Below are 17,514 nucleotides of genomic sequence, written 5' to 3'. Positions count from 1 at the left end.
GAAGCTGTCATGATGGAATTTTTCTCAAAACATGGCCAGGAGCTGCTCATCAAAACCTGGGAACACTTGACCATCTCCGGCATAGCGATCCTCCTGGGTGTTCTTGTAGCTGTTCCGCTCGGCATTCTCTTTACGAGGATACCGAAACTGGCTGATCGACTCATCTCCTTGGTCGGGATCTTGCAAACAATCCCCAGCCTTGCCATTCTCGCTTTCTTTATTCCGCTCATGGGGGTTGGTAAATTTCCTGCGATCATCGCCTTGTTCGTCTACTCCCTGCTTCCGATTTTGCGAAACACCTATACCGGAGTTAAAAATGTGGACCAAAATGTGCTGGAAGCCGGTAAAGGAATGGGCATGAACCAATGGGAATCTATCGTGAAAATCGAGCTTCCCCTGGCCCTCCCCGTGATCATGGCTGGGATTCGTCTTTCCACCGTCTATTTGATCGGTTGGGCATCCCTCGCTGCCTTTATCGGCGGCGGTGGTCTCGGCGATTTTATCTTTGACGGCATGAACCTTTACCAGCCGGAGTTGATTGTGGCAGGCACCGTGCCAGCGACGATTTTGGCTCTGTTGGCCAACGGGCTTCTGTCCGTAATCGAAAAGAAACTGACTCCGAAAGGTTGGAAAGAAACCTACCAAACCCTTTGATAACGGGAGTTGACATCTATGAAAAAGAAGTTGCTCCATCTATTCACCGCTTTCACCTTGTTGATCACATCAGGCTGTGCCCTTCCGGGACTTGCCGGCTCCGCGGAAAATACGATTCGGATCGGGACCCTGGGTACAGCCGAATCGGAGATCCTCGGCGAAATGTTGTCGATCATGATCGAACGGGAAACCGATTTAAATACAGAACTGGTCACCCAATTGGGATCATCCATTCTCCAACATCAGGGCATGACCACCGATGATCTCGACATCACCGCCACCCGTTACACGGGCACTGATCTGGCCGGTGCCCTGGGAATGGATCCGGTCACCGACCCTGATAAGGCGATGAATATTGTACAGAGGGAGTTCCAGCAACGATTTGACCAGACATGGGCGAAATCCTACGGGTTTGAAAATAGTTATTCAGTGGCGGTCACCAAAGAATTTGCCAAAGAAAAAGGGATCGAAACCATCTCCGACCTGGAACCCTATGCTGTTGAAATGAGATTTGGGGTGGATAATGCCTGGGTGAACCGAAAAGGGGATGGCTATGATGGCTTTAAGAAAACCTACTTTTCCTTCGGGGAAGTGTACCCGATGAGTGTAGGGTTGGTTTATGAGGCGGTGGCCAGCGGCCACATGGATGCGGTGCTCGCATATTCCTCCGATGGCCGCATCAATGAGTACGACCTGAAAGTGTTGAAGGATGACCGCCGGTTTTTCCCGCCCTATGACGCGTCCCCTGTGATCCGAAACGAAGTGCTCAAAGAGCATCCGCAGATTCGGGACATCACCGAAAAACTGGCCGGCACCATCTCCACGGAAAAAATGCAGGAGTTGAATTATCTCGTCGATGTGAAATTGCAGAGCCCAGAAAAAGTGGCCCGGCAGTTTCTGGAGGAACACGATTATTTTGAAGGCAGCAGGGGGGAAGATTCCTGATGGAAACCTGGGAGCAACTGATCATCTATGTTTCACAGAACAGCGCATATATCGGGGAACAATTTATCCGCCACTTTCTCATGGCCGCATACGGGGTATTTTTTGCAGCCCTGATTTCCATTCCCCTGGGCATCTTGATTGCCAAATACAGCCGGTTGAGCGGCTGGGTGCTGTCTCTCGGTAATATCATTCAAACGATCCCCTCACTGGGTGCTCTGGCCGTGTTGATGATTGTGATGGGGCTGGGCTCCACCACCGTCGTAGTGACGCTGATGCTGTACTCCATCCTGCCGATCACGCAAAACACCTACGTCGGTATGAAAGAAGTGGACAAAACGGTTATCGAGGCGGGATATGCCACTGGAATGACCCGTTTTCAACTCTTGCGGATGGTTGAACTACCGCTGGCCATCAGTGTGATCATGGCTGGACTGCGGACCGCACTGGTCGTCGGCATCGGGATTGCCGCCATCGGTGCCTTCGTCGGTGCCGGCGGTTTGGGGGAAATTATTATGCGCGGCACCAACGCCACCGACGGCACCCCCATCATTTTAGCCGGAGCCTTCCCCACTGCCTTGATGGCGATCATCGCCGATTTGTTGATGGGCTGGCTGGAACGCAAATTTCATCCCATCAAATCTTCCAAAGTGTGACGATCATCAAGCACCTGGCGTTCTGCCAGGTGCTTAACAACAGGGGCAAACGTGATGCTTTCGTCGAATACGATGTCGATTGTCGATTATCCGATGGCATCCTTCTCCGTGCCGATGTCTACCGGCCCCAGAGAGATGGCAAATACCCTATATTGATGCTTCGCTTACCTATGATAAACGGACGCCTCGTTATTACGATGAGTACCTGAGTGTCCCCCGGCTGGTGGACGTTGAACGCCTACCACACTTACGGAGGACCGAAGATGTTGTGGATCGGCCCCTGGACCCACGACGCGTAACATCGCCGCCAACAATGCTCCTTGATTTAACGTCAATTTGAATAACGGGCAAACGACGAAGACGGCCTCCACCGGACCCGTCGCTCATGAAACCACTATCACAGCACCGACTATCCATCCAAAAATCATACTCCCGATCTCGCCATCCTGAAAATAAAGCACAGACACCATTCGAGACTCGTACGGTGTCTGTGTGGGAATCCTTATTCGTACCGGCGGAGAGCATCGAACACCATCCGGTAATAACCGGGCGAGTGGGGGACAAAATCCTGACTAGTCACCCGCCTGGTTTCTTCCTGTCGGCTCCCGTCTTCCCGCAGTACCCAGCCGGAAAGGTCGACCGTCTTTTGTTCCCCGGTCAACAGGTGACGGACTTCCTCCAGATCCGCTTCGAACAGACCGGATACCTCTTCCGGTTGGAGATGGAAGGTGGAAAGAGGCTGACGGCACTCATACAGATGGACGTGACGGTACTCCCGATCGATCCACCCCTGGTTCAGATCCATCTCCTCCGCCCAGACACCGAGGGAGATCAATTCATCGGGATCGACACGAAGGCCCAGCTCTTCCTCCAGTTCCCGCACACCGTCCCTCGGCTCCTCACCGTGAACGATGTGACCGGCTGCGGTCACATCGAGGCGATCCGGGTTGGCGATGCGATGGGGGTGTCTGAGCTGAAACAGGAGGCGAATCGCTCCCTCCTCCCGGCGAAAGAGCCAACAGTGAAAGGTCTGGTGCCAAAATCCTTCCTGATGGACCTGCTCCCGATCGGCGGTGCCGACGATATTTAAATCGGCGTCAACAATGTCCAGCATTTCTACCGGACCTTCAGGATCTTCCGGCAAAACATATCCACCTCCTCCCGTGCCACGACGATCACTTAAGCATGATTTTCTCCCAGGCGGGCGTGCAGGATTTGGCGCTATCCGCATCGCCTCACGCTCCCGGTGATGTTTGTGCAGGATACGTTGACAGCCCGAACCGTCACTGGGCGATCAAGGAGTATGATCGGCAGTCCGGCTTCCATCCAACAGTCGCTGATACCCCACTTCTGTGGTCTGCCACACCTCCAGGTTATCCAACCTCCAGCGGCGATCCAGCTTCCAACAAGGAATACGAGCCTGGGCCACCTGCATCAAGGCGTCACCGAGCCACCGCCTCATCCAGCCCGTCCACCAGTGAAACTTTCGCCAAAGCCGCCGATCCCTATCTCCGGTCGGCTCCATTCTTCGCGCTATGTTTCGCAGTGACGGAGGGCATAGACGAGAACCGCTTTGACTGGGCCGCCGTGATGTTTGCGGTCTGCCTCTTCATCCCCCTCCAGGTTGGTCGTTCCCAGCCATACCGGGACTCAAGCCGGCTGTGCAGACCGCGCGAGTCCAGCTTTGTTGCTATCCAGGGAGTAGTAAGATCAGGGGGTGACCACCTGAGTGGAGACCAGCTCCCCTGTGCACGTTCAATCGTTCTTCCCTCTATTAGCCAATTCATAAATGGCCTGGGCGTACAAAGCAGCTGCTTGCATCAGTTGCTCCACATCGATAAACTCATCTTTTTGGTGAGCCCGCTCCAGATGGCCCGGAAACAGGGGGCCGAACACGACACCAGGTCGAAGGGCCCGAGCGTAGGTGGCTCCGCCGATGGCGATGGGTTCTCCTGATTCCCCTGTCTGTTCTTCATACACCTTGCGAAGCGTCTGGATCAGGGGATGATCGGGCTCGACATAGTGACCCGGCTTGTGATCCACATCGGTGATAGACAGCCCGTAGGAATCTAGCTTTTCTTCCACTTTTCTCCGGATCGTCTCCATGTCAGCGGCGATGGGATAACGAATATTGAGCTCCAGATACTGCCCTTCCCCGGGCTCATAGCGAAAAACCCCCGGATTGACGGTCAGACGCCCCACCCGATCATCCTCCTGGGCGATCTCCAGCTTTTCTCCGAACCAACCACCGTCCAAGCAGTCGTTTATCAGAGAGACATAGCGGGCACCCGCTTCATCGAGATGGAGTTGTCCCAGGAAACGGGCCAGCTGACAAGCAGCGTTGACTCCCTGATCCGGCTCCGATCCGTGGTGGGCTTTCCCTTCCACGATCAGCTTCAGGTGATCGTCCGCCTCTTCCGCATACCCCCGGATCTGATGGGTGATCAGATAGTCCTGGAAGGCCTCTTTCAGTCCAAAAACATCTTCCTCCCCTTCCAGGCGGGCGGCTGCTAAATCAGGCACCATGTTCGCCCGCTGCCCGGCCTCCAACCGGGCCAGTTTCCACTGACCCTCCTCCAGTTGGGACACCTTGTCCACCGGACCGGACAGGGTCAGATCGACCAAACCTTTTTCCGCGTGGATGATCGGAAAATCCCCGTCTGGGGTAAAGGCCAACTCCGGCATCGGTTCATGCTGGAAGTAATGATCCATATCCCGCCAACGACTCTCCTCATCCGTACCCAGGATAAGGCGCACTCTCCGATGAAGGGGGAGTCCCAAATCCTTCACCAACTTCAGGGCGAAGAAAGCGGCCATCGCTGGCCCTTTGTCGTCTTGGGCTCCTCGGGCGTAAAACTTCCCTTCCCGAATCTCCGGCTCAAAAGGCGGTGAAGTCCACCCATCCCCTGCCGGGACTACATCCAGGTGGGCCAAGACGCCGACGATTTCCTCCCCCTGACCGTACTCCACATGTCCAGCATACCCGTCCAGGTTTTTGGTGATAAAACCTTCCTTCTCCCCTAGTTGCAGCATAACCTCCAAGGCTTGAGCGATCCCTTTTCCGAAGGGAGCAGCCGGACCCGCGGTGGATTCATCCAATACACTCTCGATGGAGCACAACTCTGTCAGGCACTCCATCATCTGCTCCCGGTACACCTCGATCTCCTTCCACCATGCGATCGACAAATCCCGTTCCTCCTTCTCATCCTTCATAGCTCTTCAAACCCGGTGGCACCCGCTTCTTTCAACTCATCTAACAACAGCGAATGGATACGGCCGTTGCTGGCAAGTATATGGCGGACACCGATATCGTAGGGGCTCCCCGCTGTATCGCTCACCTTTCCGCCGGCCTCTTCCACCAACAGACTGCCGGCGGCCAGATCCCAGGCATTCAGCTCCAGTTCCCAAAATGCACTCAACCGACCGCAAGCCACATAAGCGAGATGGAGAGCGGCCGATCCCCCGGCCCGCAGATTGCGGCAACGGGGAGATATCTTCAGGATCCTCTCCACATTCCGCCTCCGAACTCCTCGATCACCGGATGGAAAGCCAGTCGCCACTAAACTTTCTTCCAGTACCTTCTCGGAACTCACCTGGATCGAACGGTTCCCGAGAAAAGCTCCCCTCCCTTTCTCTGCGGTAAACAGCTCATCTCGCATGGGATCGTAGATGACAGCTGTGGTCACTTTTTGATGATGGGCATAGGCGATCGACACGCAAAACATCGGAAACCCATGGACAAAATTGGTTGTCCCATCAATGGGATCTACAATCCACAAGTGTTCATGGGATCGATTTTCTTCCAGGGCGGCCTTGGAGGCATCCACTCCGGCTGCGACCCCTTCTTCTCCCAGGATGGCATGCTCGGGATGATTCTCCAGAATCCTCTTCCGAATCATCGCCTCCGCCGCTTGATCCACTTGAGTTACCAGGTCATGGGCAGATGACTTAAACTGTACCTGCTTGGTTGTTGCCGCTTTTTCCCGGATCAGCGCCCCAGCCTCTCGCGCTGCGTTAATGGCCGTCTCCAACGTTGTCACATGCATGCCCTCCCATGTCACTGGAATATCCTTATCAATATACCATGCTTAGCAGACTCGACCCAACCGGACATCCCTTTTTGGTCCTATGAAAAAAGGGACCGAATACTGAAGGGTCGAAATTTTACAGCACCATCTCCAAGCAGGTTCCACCCTTTACAACAAAGGAGTGATGCCCATGCCCTATCTGTGGAGCCACATTCTGTTCGGCAGAGAGGCGCTGAGTGAAGCAGGGTTTTCCGAACCCAAACACTGGGGCCCCTTTGAGCTGGGATGCCAAGGGCCAGATGTTCTCCTCTACCATAACTTCTGGCCTTGGAAGCGGAATGATGCGGTAAAAAGACTGGGCTTCGCCATTCACCGGAATCACTGTGGACCGTTTCTGGTCGACTTGATTCAGGCTGTTGGCGAGCACCCCGGCATGCGCAGTTATGTGGCCGGCTTTTTGACACACCACGTGCTGGACCGGAATACCCATCCCTATATCCATTACTGGGCCGGCTATCGCAGATATAAGCATCAAAAACTGGAGGTGATTATTGACACCCTGCTAGCCGAGCGAATGGAAGGCATTCAAACCTGGAAAACCCCCGCTTTCACCCGCATCGATGTGGGCGAATCCCTTCCCCGACAATGGGTGGAGGTTTTGGCGGGAATCGCTCAACAGCATTTTCCGCAAGAGACAGAAATGGTTTTGCCCACCCATTGGAATCAAGCCTATCGGGATATGAAACGAGCCCTCCGCCTCTTTCACGACCCTCTGGGCATCAAGTGGCTGCTCACTTTCGGAAAGATCGGCCCCTTCCGTTATCGACCCATTCGCACCGACACCGACTATCTAAACGAATCAGGTCGGGAGTGGTCCCACCCTGCGATCCCTGGGGAGAAACATCGAGAAAGTTTCCTTGACCTGTGGGCAACCGCTCTCGACGAGGCCGTCCTCTTCCTCCGACAGGCCGACAGTTACTGGAAAGGGACGCTCCCTTTATCCACCCTGGAGCGAACCATCGGCAACATCTCCTATGATACGGGGAAAGCATGCGATGCCAATCTGACGAATCATCTCGCCGAACCTCTCGTTTGAGCATAATAATCCCTCCCGTAGGGGAGGGATTTTCCTGTTCGTTTCCCTGTTAATCCAACACTTTGAGCACCTGATAGAAGAGCCAACCCATCAATGCTGTACCCGGAAGGGTAAAGATCCAGGCATACAAAATCTTCCCGGCAATACCCCAGCGGATTCCTTTCACCCGTTCCGCTGCGCCAACCCCGATGATGGAGCCGGTAATGGTATGGGTGGTACTCACCGGAACTCCCACTTTGGCGATGGTGGCCAAAAGGGCAGCCGCTGCCGTTTCCGCAGCGAAGCCGTGAGGCGTCTCCAGGTGATTGAGACGCATACCCAAGGTCTTAATCACCCGCCAGCCGCCGATCGCCGTTCCTAAGGCCATCGCCAAACCGGCAGACAGGATCACCCAGAAGGGCACCTCGATGCTGTCTACAAACCCACCGGCAAAAAGGGCCAGCGTAATGATTCCCATTGCTTTCTGCGCATCAGAGGTCCCGTGACTGAAGGCCATGAAGGAAGCAGACAATATCTGAAGAGGACGGAAAATCCGTTTCACTTTCGAGGGAGCGGTGTTGCGGAATACTTCCCGAATCAGTTTCATCAGAAGCCACGCCAAAGCCCCCCCTAACAAAGGAGAAATCAAGAGGGCGAGTAAAATCATCCCGACACCGCTGGCTTTAATCACAGCCAAACCTTTGTAAGCGATGGCCGCTCCGATCAAGGAGCCGATCAAACCGTGAGAAGCACTAACCGGAAGTCCCAACAGCGTCATCACTGTATTCCAGATAATAGCCGCCAAAAGGGTGGCGACAATCACCATCATGGTCACGTGGTTCGGGTCGACGATATCTTCCCCGATCGTTTTGGCAACGGCAGTGGAAAAAAAGGCACCAGCCAAATTGAGCACGGCAGCCAACAAAACCGCTTTCAGCGGGGTCAGGGTCCGCGTCCCGATCACGGTGGCGATCGCGTTGGCCGAGTCGTTCCAACCGTTGGTGAAATCAAAAATGAGGGCCAGGACAACGACCAAAACGATCAGCACGGTCGGGTCAAGCATATTTCATAACCACGCTTTCCAGCACGTTAGCCAGATCCTCCGCGCTGTCGGTGACACCTTCCAAGGTTTCGTAGAGCTCCTTCATCTTGATCAACTCGATGGGGTCCTTCTGCTCTTCAAAGAGACCGCCGACCGATTCCCGCATCAGGCGATCCGCTTGGTTTTCCAAGAGGTTGATTTCCACCACATATTTTTGGATGCTGTTAAAATCTCGTTTCTCCAAGGAGATAAAGGCTTCCTGCAGATATTCGGCGCATTTCTCCAGCATTTCAGCAAACTGCATCAAATGCGGTGTGGTTTTATTCACATGACAATAAACAAAGCGGGAGGCGCATGCTTCCACTCCGTCCAGCACATCATCCAACTTGACAGCCAGTTGAAGCAGATCTTCCCGATCCATCGGTGTCACGAAGGTTTGATTCAATTCACGAATCACAATATGGGTGTATTCATCCCCCTTGTTTTCAAGGTCTTTCAGCTTTTCCGCATAGGATTCTTTGTGTTCCAGCGTCTCGACATTTTGTCGAAAAAGCTGCATCGCTTCCACGATATTACCGGCCGCTTCTACCAGCGTCTGGTAGAAGACGGAGTCCTTTGACCGATTGAAAAACAATTCGGTTACCCCCTTATTGACGGGCGACGACCCATCTTTCTAATCAAATCAACCACATCTTATGATAATCGTTTTTCTGTTGATAGAAAAGAAATTTTCGTGTCGGTTTAGCTAATTTCTCTTCTGTCAGCGTACCCGGAACCATAGACGATCATGCGAATTCCCACTGCATGCCAATGCTGTCGCCATGTATATCTCTTTTATTCTTGGGTTAACTTACCAAATAGGTCCCCCCACCTAGTACAGGTGTTGTGATCAGAAAAACCCCGCGGTTACTCGCGGGGTTTTTCTATGCGAAAACGTTCGCTCCGAGGTTTTTGCCCTCAATATGCAGATACAGAAGATTCAAATCGGCGATGCGGCTGGATATCCGGTCCATCTCTTCCCAGAGTCGATCAAATTCTGCCTCGTCCTCCGCCTGGTTGAGCGCTTCAAACCGCTCCAGATAGCGGCGCTCCCATTCCTTCAGTTTTTCCGGAATGGTGGCGCAGATCTGCTGGCATTTCAGTTCAAACTGGTGGCGGACTTCTGTAGGCATCGATTCATATTCCACGTGGAGGAGCGGGCGCGTCACCTCCAACCGTTCATCGAAAAAAAACGAAAAAGGCTGCCCCATACCGTTCACCCCGCTCTGTCCATCATAACCTTATCAAAACCGACATCCATTCCGTTACAAGCGGGAGGATGCTCCTCCCGGATGGGGAAGACGGGAAAAACCTCAGGTTTTGCTCAATGCTTTTCCTTTGAATTGTTCGATCCGCATCGATACCACATTGGTATATTCGGGATCGAGGTATTCTAACATCCGAGACAGTACCTCCACTGCTTTCTGGGTTTGCCCCGATTCATCGAGGGTATGAGCATAATCCAGTCCATGGAACGGGGTTACATAGGCCGGGGTCCAAAATTGCTCGCAAAATCGCAGCACTTCAGAAAAACGCCCCTCTTTTCGCAACAGGGCGGAGGCGGTCATCGCCGCCACTTCCTCCTCCCACTCCGGCAACCCCTCAGGATCTTCCCGATACGCCCGGGTCCGGATCATCGCCTGGGAAAACTGCTCCAATGCTTCTTCGGATCGACCTTCCAGAAGGAACAGCCGTCCCAGTTCCAACGAGGGCCACCAAGCTTCCTCCTGCTCTGTTAGCATGGTTAAAAAGGCGATCACTTTCTCCGAATCTCCCATCCATTCCGATAACATGCGAAGGCCCGTCTCCTGGTTCGGCTCTTTTTTCAAACCTTCCTGCAAATGAGCGATCACCTGTTCCCGTTGGGATCGATGGGCATAAAGCCTGGCCAGATAAGTATGGGCCACCCCCCGCTCGGGGAAACGGTCGATACACTCCTGAAGCAATTCCTGGGCCTGTTCATTCTCCTCTTTTTTCATCAACACCAGCACCTTTAACAGCAGGGCTTCCTCCTCACGGTTACTCAGTTCCAGCAACCGATCGGCTCCCTGCTCCGCTTCCTCCAGAAAACCGTCTTTATATAACTGAACCACAAAGCTGTACAAATTTTGCGCGTTGTCCCAATCGGCCTTTATATTTTCTGGTATCACATGATGGCGAAATTCTTCACGGTCGGTCCAGATCAGATGTCCCAACTCGTCGAATAAGGGAATCTGTCCCATGCCCCAACCTCCTTATTCACTGTTTGTCAACTTAAAAGAATTGTAAAACAATAGCCATTTCAGGTCGAGGTGATTTTTTGGGATATTTTAGGTCGTCATGCGAAGTTTTGTCGAAGCGACAGCTACCCCATCTTTTCATCTTCCCATAGAACGCGAAAACTTCTTTCCTTCTTTGATTTTACGACAAATCTCCCCTTTATGATAATACCGCTTCAGTACAAAGCCGATTTCAGCCCATTGGGGGCCTCCGATATACACAATAAGTTGGAGGTCGGAGGCCTTTTTCATTTAACCGATCAGTGGTTTCTCCTCTGGATGACGATAACGCTCGCGCAAAGTTTTTCGGGCGATAGCAAATGCTACTGTCATTGGCCCTAATCGACCGAGAAACATAGTGATGATGATCAGAACTTTGCCTAAAGAGGACAATTCGGGAGTGATCCCAAGAGAAAGGCCTACCGTAGCCGCCGCGGAAACCGTTTCAAAAAGAACGATCATCACATCGGAAGATTCGGTAATGGTCAATACCATCGTGACCACGACCACCAGTCCCATGGTAAGCACCGTAACTGTCAACGCCCGATATACCTGAGAATGAGGCACCCTTCTGCGAAAGGTGATCACATCCTCCCGCCCCCGCATCATGCTCCATACTGCAAGTAAAATGGTGATAAAGGTAGTGGTTTTAATCCCGCCCCCTGTGGAACCCGGTGAAGCCCCGATAAACATCAGCAAAATGATAAGAAACTTGGATGCGGGATAAAGACCATCCAGTTCCAGCGTTGTGAGTCCGCTGCTTCGCGGAGTTACTCCCTGAAAGAAAGCGGCGACGAGGGTGTTTCCGAAGGAATGGCCGGCAAGCGTATCCGGGTTTCCCCACTCAATGAGGAGGATCCCTCCAGCCCCCAAAAAAATTAACAGCACATTGGCCAGTAACACCAGCTTGGTATGGAGGCTCAGTCGCTGAGTCCACCGATACTGGAGAAGCTCCACGACGACGATAAACCCGAGACCACCTGCGATAAATAACGCAGCCACAGTTAAGCTGATCACAGGATCTTCCACATAGGGGGTCAGGCTGCTAAATTTGCCAAACTCTCCGTTCAGGTCGAAACCGCCGTTGTTAAAGGCAGAAATGCTGTGAAAGACGGCGTAGTACCATCCCTTTCCCCATCCCCATATCGGTATGAAGCGCGTAGCCAAAATGAGGGTACCCGCTCCCTCAAAGATAACAAAGATCAACAAAATGGATTTTAAAAGTTCCACCACTCCACCGAGCTGCTCCAAATTAAACGTTTCTGAAAGGACCAGCCGTTCCTTGACGCCTACCTTCATCCCTACCAGCAACGCAAAAAAGGTGGCGAAGCCCGTCACACCTAATCCCCCAACCTGGATCAATACCAAGATCACCACTTCGCCAAAGGTGCTGAAGGTGCGCGCCGTGTCTTGCACCACCAGTCCAGTCACACAAACCGCTGAAGTAGCGGTAAATAGAGCATCCAACAAAGAAAGAGGCTCCTTCCCTTCGGTAGCGATCGGAAGGGAGAGCAAAAGGGTTCCAGTCACTATGGTAATGATAAAACTGACCACAAGAACTCGCGGAGGCGTCCAACGGATTCGCCGCTTATTGGTAGCCATGACGAAATTCCCTTCCATCGAATGGACATGTTATAATATATAGAATGGAGTCCCTTCGATGGATTCATTCCGCTTTTGGGATGAATATCTTCTAGATTACAACGGAGCCCCCCATATAACAAGGATGCCAAATCACCAAATATCAGAAACGGAGGTGGATCAGTTTGACTAAATCAGCGCCACGGGTTGTGGTGGGGATGTCCGGCGGCGTGGATTCCTCCGTGTCCGCTCTGTTACTGAAGCAACAGGGCTATGACGTGGTCGGCCTGTTCATGAAAAACTGGGATGATACCGATGAATGGGGGAACTGTACCGCCACCGAGGACTTTGAAGACGTACGGCGCGTTGCCGATCACATCGGAATCCCCTATTTCTCCGTCAACTTTGAACGGGAATACCGGGACAAGGTTTTTAATTATTTTTTGGACGAATACCGAAACGGCCGCACTCCCAACCCTGACGTCATGTGCAACAAAGAGATTAAATTTGGCGAGTTTCTGGAGAAAGCCCTCCAATTGGGGGCTGATTATATAGCCACCGGCCATTACGCTCAGGTGGATCGGGTGAATGGGCGATACCGACTGCTCCGGGGGGCCGACCCCAATAAAGATCAAACCTATTTCCTGTATACCTTGGGACAGGAGGCTCTCTCCAAAACGATCTTTCCCGTGGGACACCTGAATAAGCCCGAGTTGCGCCGCATCGCCAAAGAGGCGGGATTGCCTACTGCAAACAAAAAGGACAGCACCGGGATCTGCTTTATCGGCGAACGGGATTTCAAAGAATTTCTTAGTCAATATCTGCCGGCCCAACCCGGGGAAATGCAAACCTTGTCCGGGGAGGTAAAAGGTCGCCACGACGGCTTGATGTATTATACACTCGGACAGCGTCAAGGTTTGGGCATCGGCGGTGGCGGCACCGGAGAGCCTTGGTTCGTGGTCGGCAAAGATCTGGAGCGCAATGTGCTGCTGGTGGAGCAAGGCCATGATCATCCGGCTCTTTTCTCTGATGGTCTCATCGCCAGTAATATTTCCTGGGTGGATCAAGAAAAGCATAACCACTCTTTCCATTGCACAGCCAAGGTTCGTTATCGGCAAAAAGATGAAGGGGTCACCGTGGAGCCGTCGGAAGATGGAACTCTTCGTGTCCGCTTTGATCAACCCCAGCGGGCGGTCACACCTGGACAAGCGGTAGTATTTTACGATGGCGATGTCTGCCTAGGCGGGGGTACGATTGAATCCACATTTTAATATGTGCAGCCAACGGTTCCGGTGGGCCACCGGAACCGTTTTTTACGCTATTCAACATATCCCTGTATTGAAAATAGTTCCTATGATCTAATTAAATCCAACCAAAGGTGGCTTTTAACCGCTTTTACCTGTTAATGATTGGTTCTTTGCTATAAAATATGGAACAAAATAGAAGGGAGGGTTCCGGCCCATTGCGAAACCAATACCATCTCCAAGGATCGAAACCTGAAACCGATGTGCCGGCTCCATCCAGTCGCCGCCGCCGGAACCGACGAATCCTGACTGTCCTCATCGTTTTATTTTTGCTCGTCGGTCTCGGCGGAAGATGGGCGGACGGTTTCTTTCATTGGAACGGAGAAAGGGAGACGTCAAAAACACTTCAAAGGGCTGAAAAGCGGACGGAACATCATCCGAGCCGTGACACTTCCTCTGATGAGGAGCCAGCCGATTGGTGGGATCCGTCAGATCCTAACACCGCTGCTCAGGCGGATCCGGAAAAGGAAACACCTCGCGATCAGAAAATCCAAGCTCCCCCGGCGACAGGGCCGAGTCACCGGATTCCCCACAACAACTGGCACAACCCCGATATGAACCGTCACCACAGCTTTTCTCCCCGAAAATCACCGGAACACCATATTCCAGCCCGTCTGCATCCCCCCGACCTTTCCCCTGTAGCTTCCCCCAACAATCGTCAGATGCAGCTGTCTGTCCGTTTTCCCTACTGGGATGAAAAAAAAGCCTTGGACCGCTTAGAGAAGATGGCTGAGCAGATCGATGAACTCAACTACCCATGGCTGGATGTACAAGCCAATGGCACGCTCCGGCTTCGTCACGGGTCTGAAAAGCTTCCCGCACGTATCCGCTCCATCGTCGACAAACACCGCATGCGCCAACTGCCGGTAATCGGCTCCCAATACGCACCCGGACAGATTCATCGGTTACTGCAGGATCCCAAGAAAAGGGACATGCTGACCCGGGAAATCCTGCGGTGGGTAGAACATTACGGATACGACGGAGTTGAAATTCAATTTCAACCCTTATTGCCACAGGATCGAAAATCCTTCGTTGAGTTTGTCCAAAATTTATCCAGACATCTTCACGAGAAGGACCGCTGGTTAAGCATCGCAGTGCATCCGAAAACCAATGACGCCGGAATTTCCCCCGTCCAACAAGCCCAAGACTGGAAAAGTCTCGGAGAGGCAGCAGACAGCGTCAAAATCATGGCCTATCACTACAGTTGGAACAAGGAAGGCCCCTCCGCCCCGCTTTCTTGGATGGAACAGGTGCTCAATTATGCCCTGCAGACCATCCCTGCGAAAAAAATCAACGTCAGCCTCTCCGGACATGGATACATCTGGTCCGATCCTGATCAATTGGCCCCCCTATCCTACAGCGAAGCACAACGTTTGATTCGTCACCATCAATTGAATGTCCACAGGGGTAAAAGCGGGGAGCCCTGGTTCCGCTATCGCGATGACGGGGAAACCTGGATCGGGTATTATCAAGACGCCATCGGCTACCGCACCAAGTTTCAACTTCTTAAAAAGCAATACCCTAAGCTCGGAGGTATCACCCATTGGTACCTGGGTGCAGAAGACCCGAAGATTTGGCGAATGATCGAACAGGAAAACAGAAAACCTTCAAAAAAGAAATGAAATACTGACATCCCCTAAGGACTGATCGGGCCAATAAGATCAGGTTACACAAGCGATAAAACATCCCTTCTCCCGTTATCATGAACCTTACACAAAAAAGCACCGGTCCAAATGGGCCGGTGCTTTGGTGCGCCCTGGAAGATTCGAACTCCCGACCTTCTGATCCGTAGTCAGACGCTCTGTCCAGCTGAGCTAAGGGCGCATAGAATGGTGCGGACGAGAGGACTTGAACCTCCACGGTCGCAATGACCACTAGATCCTGAATCTAGCGCGTCTGCCGATTCCGCCACGTCCGCATAACAATTTATTTTCCGTCAACACATCTTATTCTATAATGTTTAGCTTGAATAGTCAAGGGTTTTTTATACACACACAAGGAAAACTAAAAAGCACCGGTCCAAATGGGCCGGTGCTTTGGTGCGCCCTGGAAGATTCGAACTCCCGACCTTCTGATCCGTAGTCAGACGCTCTGTCCAGCTGAGCTAAGGGCGCATAGAATGGTGCGGACGAGAGGACTTGAACCTCCACGGTCGCAATGACCACTAGATCCTGAATCTAGCGCGTCTGCCGATTCCGCCACGTCCGCGCAGTATTTATTTTAAAATGTAAGAGGGATTGGAGGCGGCACCCGGATTCGAACCGGGGATAAAGGATTTGCAGTCCTCTGCCTTACCACTTGGCTATGCCGCCATAAAGAATGAAATGCAGTCAGGAGACAAACAATAAAGTCAGTTGAAAAAGGAGTGAACAACATGATCCCTTTACAATCCAGCCTGGAAAACCAGGAAGGTGACTTCATTCCATTGGACCGCCTTTTTAATGAAGAAGGGTTTGTTCTCGGAGGCGGTTATGAGTACGATCACGGTTACTACGATAAGGCTCTTGATTGGGAAAACGACCGGGAACACCGTATCTATCTCCGCATACCCGTCACTGCTGTTGAAGGAAGCATCGGCACACGATCAGCAACCCTTCGCATCGGTCAACCCTTCGTGCTAAAGCATATTTATCAAGATGGAGGCAATCAACAAGCTCAAGCCGGTTTGATTTCAGGTTCTGTCAACCAGTTTGCTGAACCTGCCGATAAAGATGCAAAAGTTAATGCGAAATGGACAGAACGGGCACAATCCGAGATCAATCAATTGGAGCGGCGGTTCCAAAAGGAATTACAGCAAAGGTAAAGATAAATGGCAGGGGCGGCAGGAATCGAACCCGCATTTGAGGTTTTGGAGACCTCTGTTCTACCATTGAACTACGCCCCTACAAGCTCTTTGGTGCCGGCGAGAGGACTTGAACCCCCAACCTACTGATTACAAGTCAGTTGCTCTACCAGTTGAGCTACACCGGCGAAAAACAAGTGGTGGTTCGGGACGGAATCGAACCGCCGACACGAGGATTTTCAGTCCTCTGCTCTACCGACTGAGCTACCGAACCACAGCAGCCATGATTTTATCAAACAAGTCCGTATCAGTCAAGATTTGTTTTGGATCCATTCTCTCAACCTGCAAAAGGTAAAAAGGTAAATATGGCGGAGAGGGAGGGATTCGAACCCTCGAGACGGGGATACCGCCTACACGATTTCCAATCGTGCTCCTTCGGCCTCTCGGACACCTCTCCATAAATTTTTAAAGAGCGCTTTCGAATGCGACATCATTTATTATATGATGGATGAGCATTTCTGTCAAGGACTTTTCTTCTCTTTATGGCGTTGCAATCAAAACGGCTATCATATACGGGCGGGGATATACGGGGGAGTGAACATCGTTTGAATATCCATGTGACCCCATCAGCTGAACAAAAGCTATCGGATATCATTCAAAAGGAGGGGGCAGTCGATCAGTTCTTTATCCAACCGCCGGAACAATTACGGGCCGCCGACCATTAACCTCCTCCTTCCTGTCTATTTGGCAGGAGTTTTATAACCCTAAAAAAACGTTTCCCCCGGTCCGGTGGGGATCGAGGGAAACAATGGTCTGCCCGGCGATGTCCTACTCTCCCAGGGGCTCTCGCCCCAAGTACCATCGGCGCTGGAGGGCTTAACTTCCGTGTTCGGGATGGGAACGGGTGGGTCCCCTCCGCCATCATCACCAGACCCTATATCATTCAGGGTTGCACCCTGAAAACCGGATGCGGAATGAGAACCTGTCACCAGTCGAAGCGACTCAGGAGAAGTCCTCGACCGATTCGTATCCGTCAGCTGAACGTGTTGCCACGCTTACACCTCGGACCGATCTACCTTGTCATCTACAAGGGGTCTTACCTGGTCTAGCCAGTGGGAAATCTCATCTTGAGGGGGGCTTCGCGCTTAGATGC

16 protein-coding genes, 9 tRNA genes and 2 rRNA genes are annotated in these 17,514 nt (G+C 52.4%); 7 read left to right on the top strand and 20 right to left on the bottom strand.

The window, feature by feature from the left end; genetic code table 11:
- Positions 1-9 precede the first annotated feature (9 nt).
- Genes BLP91_RS05475 through BLP91_RS05465 form a run of 3 tightly spaced genes read left to right on the top strand, consistent with a single transcriptional unit; the run spans position 10 to position 2,252 of the window.
- Entirely contained in the window at positions 10-654 is a 645-nt protein-coding gene (locus BLP91_RS05475) for an ABC transporter permease (RefSeq protein ID WP_091567481.1), read from the top strand.
- Between the two features lie 18 nt (positions 655-672).
- Positions 673-1,599: an osmoprotectant ABC transporter substrate-binding protein gene (locus BLP91_RS05470; RefSeq protein ID WP_091567479.1), complete on the top strand. Its 927-nt coding sequence runs from the start codon at positions 673-675 to the stop codon at positions 1,597-1,599.
- On the top strand, positions 1,599-2,252 hold the full coding sequence (locus tag BLP91_RS05465; RefSeq protein ID WP_091567477.1) for an ABC transporter permease: 654 nt from the start codon (positions 1,599-1,601) through the stop codon (positions 2,250-2,252). Before BLP91_RS05470 ends, BLP91_RS05465 begins: the two co-directional genes overlap by 1 nt.
- A 502-nt stretch (positions 2,253-2,754) precedes the next feature.
- Here BLP91_RS05465 and BLP91_RS05460 read toward each other — a convergent pair.
- From BLP91_RS05460 to BLP91_RS05450, 4 genes are all read right to left on the bottom strand, one after another.
- The gene (locus BLP91_RS05460; protein WP_176757842.1) at positions 2,755-3,396 is read right to left on the bottom strand and encodes an NUDIX hydrolase; all 642 of its coding nucleotides are present in this window, start codon (positions 3,394-3,396) and stop codon (positions 2,755-2,757) included.
- A gap of 150 nt (positions 3,397-3,546) precedes the next feature.
- On the bottom strand, positions 3,547-3,714 hold the full coding sequence (locus BLP91_RS16635) for a hypothetical protein (RefSeq protein ID WP_176757841.1): 168 nt from the start codon (positions 3,712-3,714) through the stop codon (positions 3,547-3,549).
- Positions 3,715-4,007: 293 nt separating this feature from the next.
- Positions 4,008-5,432, bottom strand: a complete 1,425-nt coding sequence (pepV, locus tag BLP91_RS05455; protein ID WP_425412182.1) for a dipeptidase PepV — start codon at positions 5,430-5,432, stop codon at positions 4,008-4,010.
- Between the two features lie 29 nt (positions 5,433-5,461).
- Positions 5,462-6,292, bottom strand: coding sequence for an inositol monophosphatase family protein (locus BLP91_RS05450; protein ID WP_245662135.1), 831 nt, complete (start codon positions 6,290-6,292; stop codon positions 5,462-5,464).
- 178 nt (positions 6,293-6,470) lie between these two features.
- Between BLP91_RS05450 and BLP91_RS05445 the strand changes: the two genes are divergently transcribed.
- Entirely contained in the window at positions 6,471-7,376 is a 906-nt protein-coding gene (locus BLP91_RS05445) for a zinc dependent phospholipase C family protein (RefSeq protein WP_176757840.1), read from the top strand.
- A gap of 49 nt (positions 7,377-7,425) precedes the next feature.
- On the opposite strand, the gene BLP91_RS05440 is transcribed toward BLP91_RS05445, so the two are convergent.
- The 5 genes from BLP91_RS05440 to BLP91_RS05420 all read right to left on the bottom strand — a co-directional run bounded on the left by BLP91_RS05440 (position 7,426) and on the right by BLP91_RS05420 (position 12,296).
- Positions 7,426-8,418, bottom strand: coding sequence for an inorganic phosphate transporter (locus BLP91_RS05440; RefSeq protein ID WP_091567469.1), 993 nt, complete (start codon positions 8,416-8,418; stop codon positions 7,426-7,428).
- Positions 8,411-9,031 (bottom strand): DUF47 domain-containing protein, encoded by a 621-nt coding sequence (locus tag BLP91_RS05435; RefSeq protein WP_091567467.1) that lies wholly within the window; start codon positions 9,029-9,031, stop codon positions 8,411-8,413. The genes BLP91_RS05440 and BLP91_RS05435 overlap by 8 nt, the downstream gene beginning before the upstream one ends.
- A gap of 289 nt (positions 9,032-9,320) precedes the next feature.
- Positions 9,321-9,647, bottom strand: coding sequence for a hypothetical protein (locus BLP91_RS05430; RefSeq protein WP_091567465.1), 327 nt, complete (start codon positions 9,645-9,647; stop codon positions 9,321-9,323).
- A 102-nt stretch (positions 9,648-9,749) separates the two neighbouring features.
- Positions 9,750-10,658 carry a tetratricopeptide repeat protein gene (locus BLP91_RS05425; protein WP_091567463.1) on the bottom strand — a complete coding sequence of 303 codons (909 nt, stop codon included), beginning with the start codon at positions 10,656-10,658 and terminating at the stop codon, positions 9,750-9,752.
- A gap of 288 nt (positions 10,659-10,946) precedes the next feature.
- Positions 10,947-12,296 carry a TrkH family potassium uptake protein gene (locus BLP91_RS05420; protein WP_091567461.1) on the bottom strand — a complete coding sequence of 450 codons (1,350 nt, stop codon included), beginning with the start codon at positions 12,294-12,296 and terminating at the stop codon, positions 10,947-10,949.
- Positions 12,297-12,460: 164 nt separating this feature from the next.
- Between BLP91_RS05420 and mnmA the strand changes: the two genes are divergently transcribed.
- Entirely contained in the window at positions 12,461-13,546 is a 1,086-nt protein-coding gene (gene mnmA, locus BLP91_RS05415; protein ID WP_143003469.1) for a tRNA 2-thiouridine(34) synthase MnmA, read from the top strand.
- A gap of 191 nt (positions 13,547-13,737) precedes the next feature.
- Positions 13,738-15,201, top strand: a complete 1,464-nt coding sequence (locus tag BLP91_RS05410) for a glycosyl hydrolase family 18 protein (protein WP_176757839.1) — start codon at positions 13,738-13,740, stop codon at positions 15,199-15,201.
- Between the two features lie 125 nt (positions 15,202-15,326).
- Here BLP91_RS05410 and BLP91_RS05405 read toward each other — a convergent pair.
- The 5 genes from BLP91_RS05405 to BLP91_RS05385 form a co-directional block, all read right to left on the bottom strand.
- A tRNA-Arg gene (locus BLP91_RS05405) sits at positions 15,327-15,403 on the bottom strand.
- Positions 15,404-15,409: 6 nt separating this feature from the next.
- Positions 15,410-15,497: transfer RNA gene (locus tag BLP91_RS05400), tRNA-Leu, on the bottom strand.
- Positions 15,498-15,616: 119 nt separating this feature from the next.
- A tRNA-Arg gene (locus tag BLP91_RS05395) sits at positions 15,617-15,693 on the bottom strand.
- A gap of 6 nt (positions 15,694-15,699) precedes the next feature.
- Positions 15,700-15,787 (bottom strand) — tRNA-Leu (locus tag BLP91_RS05390).
- Between the two features lie 30 nt (positions 15,788-15,817).
- Positions 15,818-15,891 (bottom strand) — tRNA-Cys (locus BLP91_RS05385).
- A 62-nt stretch (positions 15,892-15,953) separates the two neighbouring features.
- On the opposite strand from BLP91_RS05385, the gene BLP91_RS05380 reads away from it, so the two are divergent.
- Positions 15,954-16,382 (top strand): YugN family protein, encoded by a 429-nt coding sequence (locus BLP91_RS05380; RefSeq protein ID WP_091567457.1) that lies wholly within the window; start codon positions 15,954-15,956, stop codon positions 16,380-16,382.
- A 7-nt stretch (positions 16,383-16,389) separates the two neighbouring features.
- On the opposite strand, the gene BLP91_RS05375 is transcribed toward BLP91_RS05380, so the two are convergent.
- The 6 genes from BLP91_RS05375 to BLP91_RS05350 form a co-directional block, all read right to left on the bottom strand.
- Positions 16,390-16,463: transfer RNA gene (locus BLP91_RS05375), tRNA-Trp, on the bottom strand.
- Between the two features lie 10 nt (positions 16,464-16,473).
- Positions 16,474-16,549: transfer RNA gene (locus tag BLP91_RS05370), tRNA-Thr, on the bottom strand.
- A 10-nt stretch (positions 16,550-16,559) separates the two neighbouring features.
- Positions 16,560-16,635 (bottom strand) — tRNA-Phe (locus BLP91_RS05365).
- Between the two features lie 92 nt (positions 16,636-16,727).
- Positions 16,728-16,818, bottom strand: a tRNA-Ser gene (locus tag BLP91_RS05360).
- Positions 16,819-17,176: 358 nt separating this feature from the next.
- Positions 17,177-17,293: ribosomal RNA gene (rrf, locus tag BLP91_RS05355) — 5S ribosomal RNA — on the bottom strand.
- 71 nt (positions 17,294-17,364) lie between these two features.
- Positions 17,365-17,514 (bottom strand): 23S ribosomal RNA (locus BLP91_RS05350); the annotation flags it as partial.

It is taken from the genome of Melghirimyces thermohalophilus (assembly GCF_900102685.1).
Taxonomy (GTDB): Bacteria; Bacillota; Bacilli; order Thermoactinomycetales; family DSM-45169; genus Melghirimyces; species Melghirimyces thermohalophilus.
This window is presented reverse-complemented; position numbering and strand designations above follow the sequence as displayed.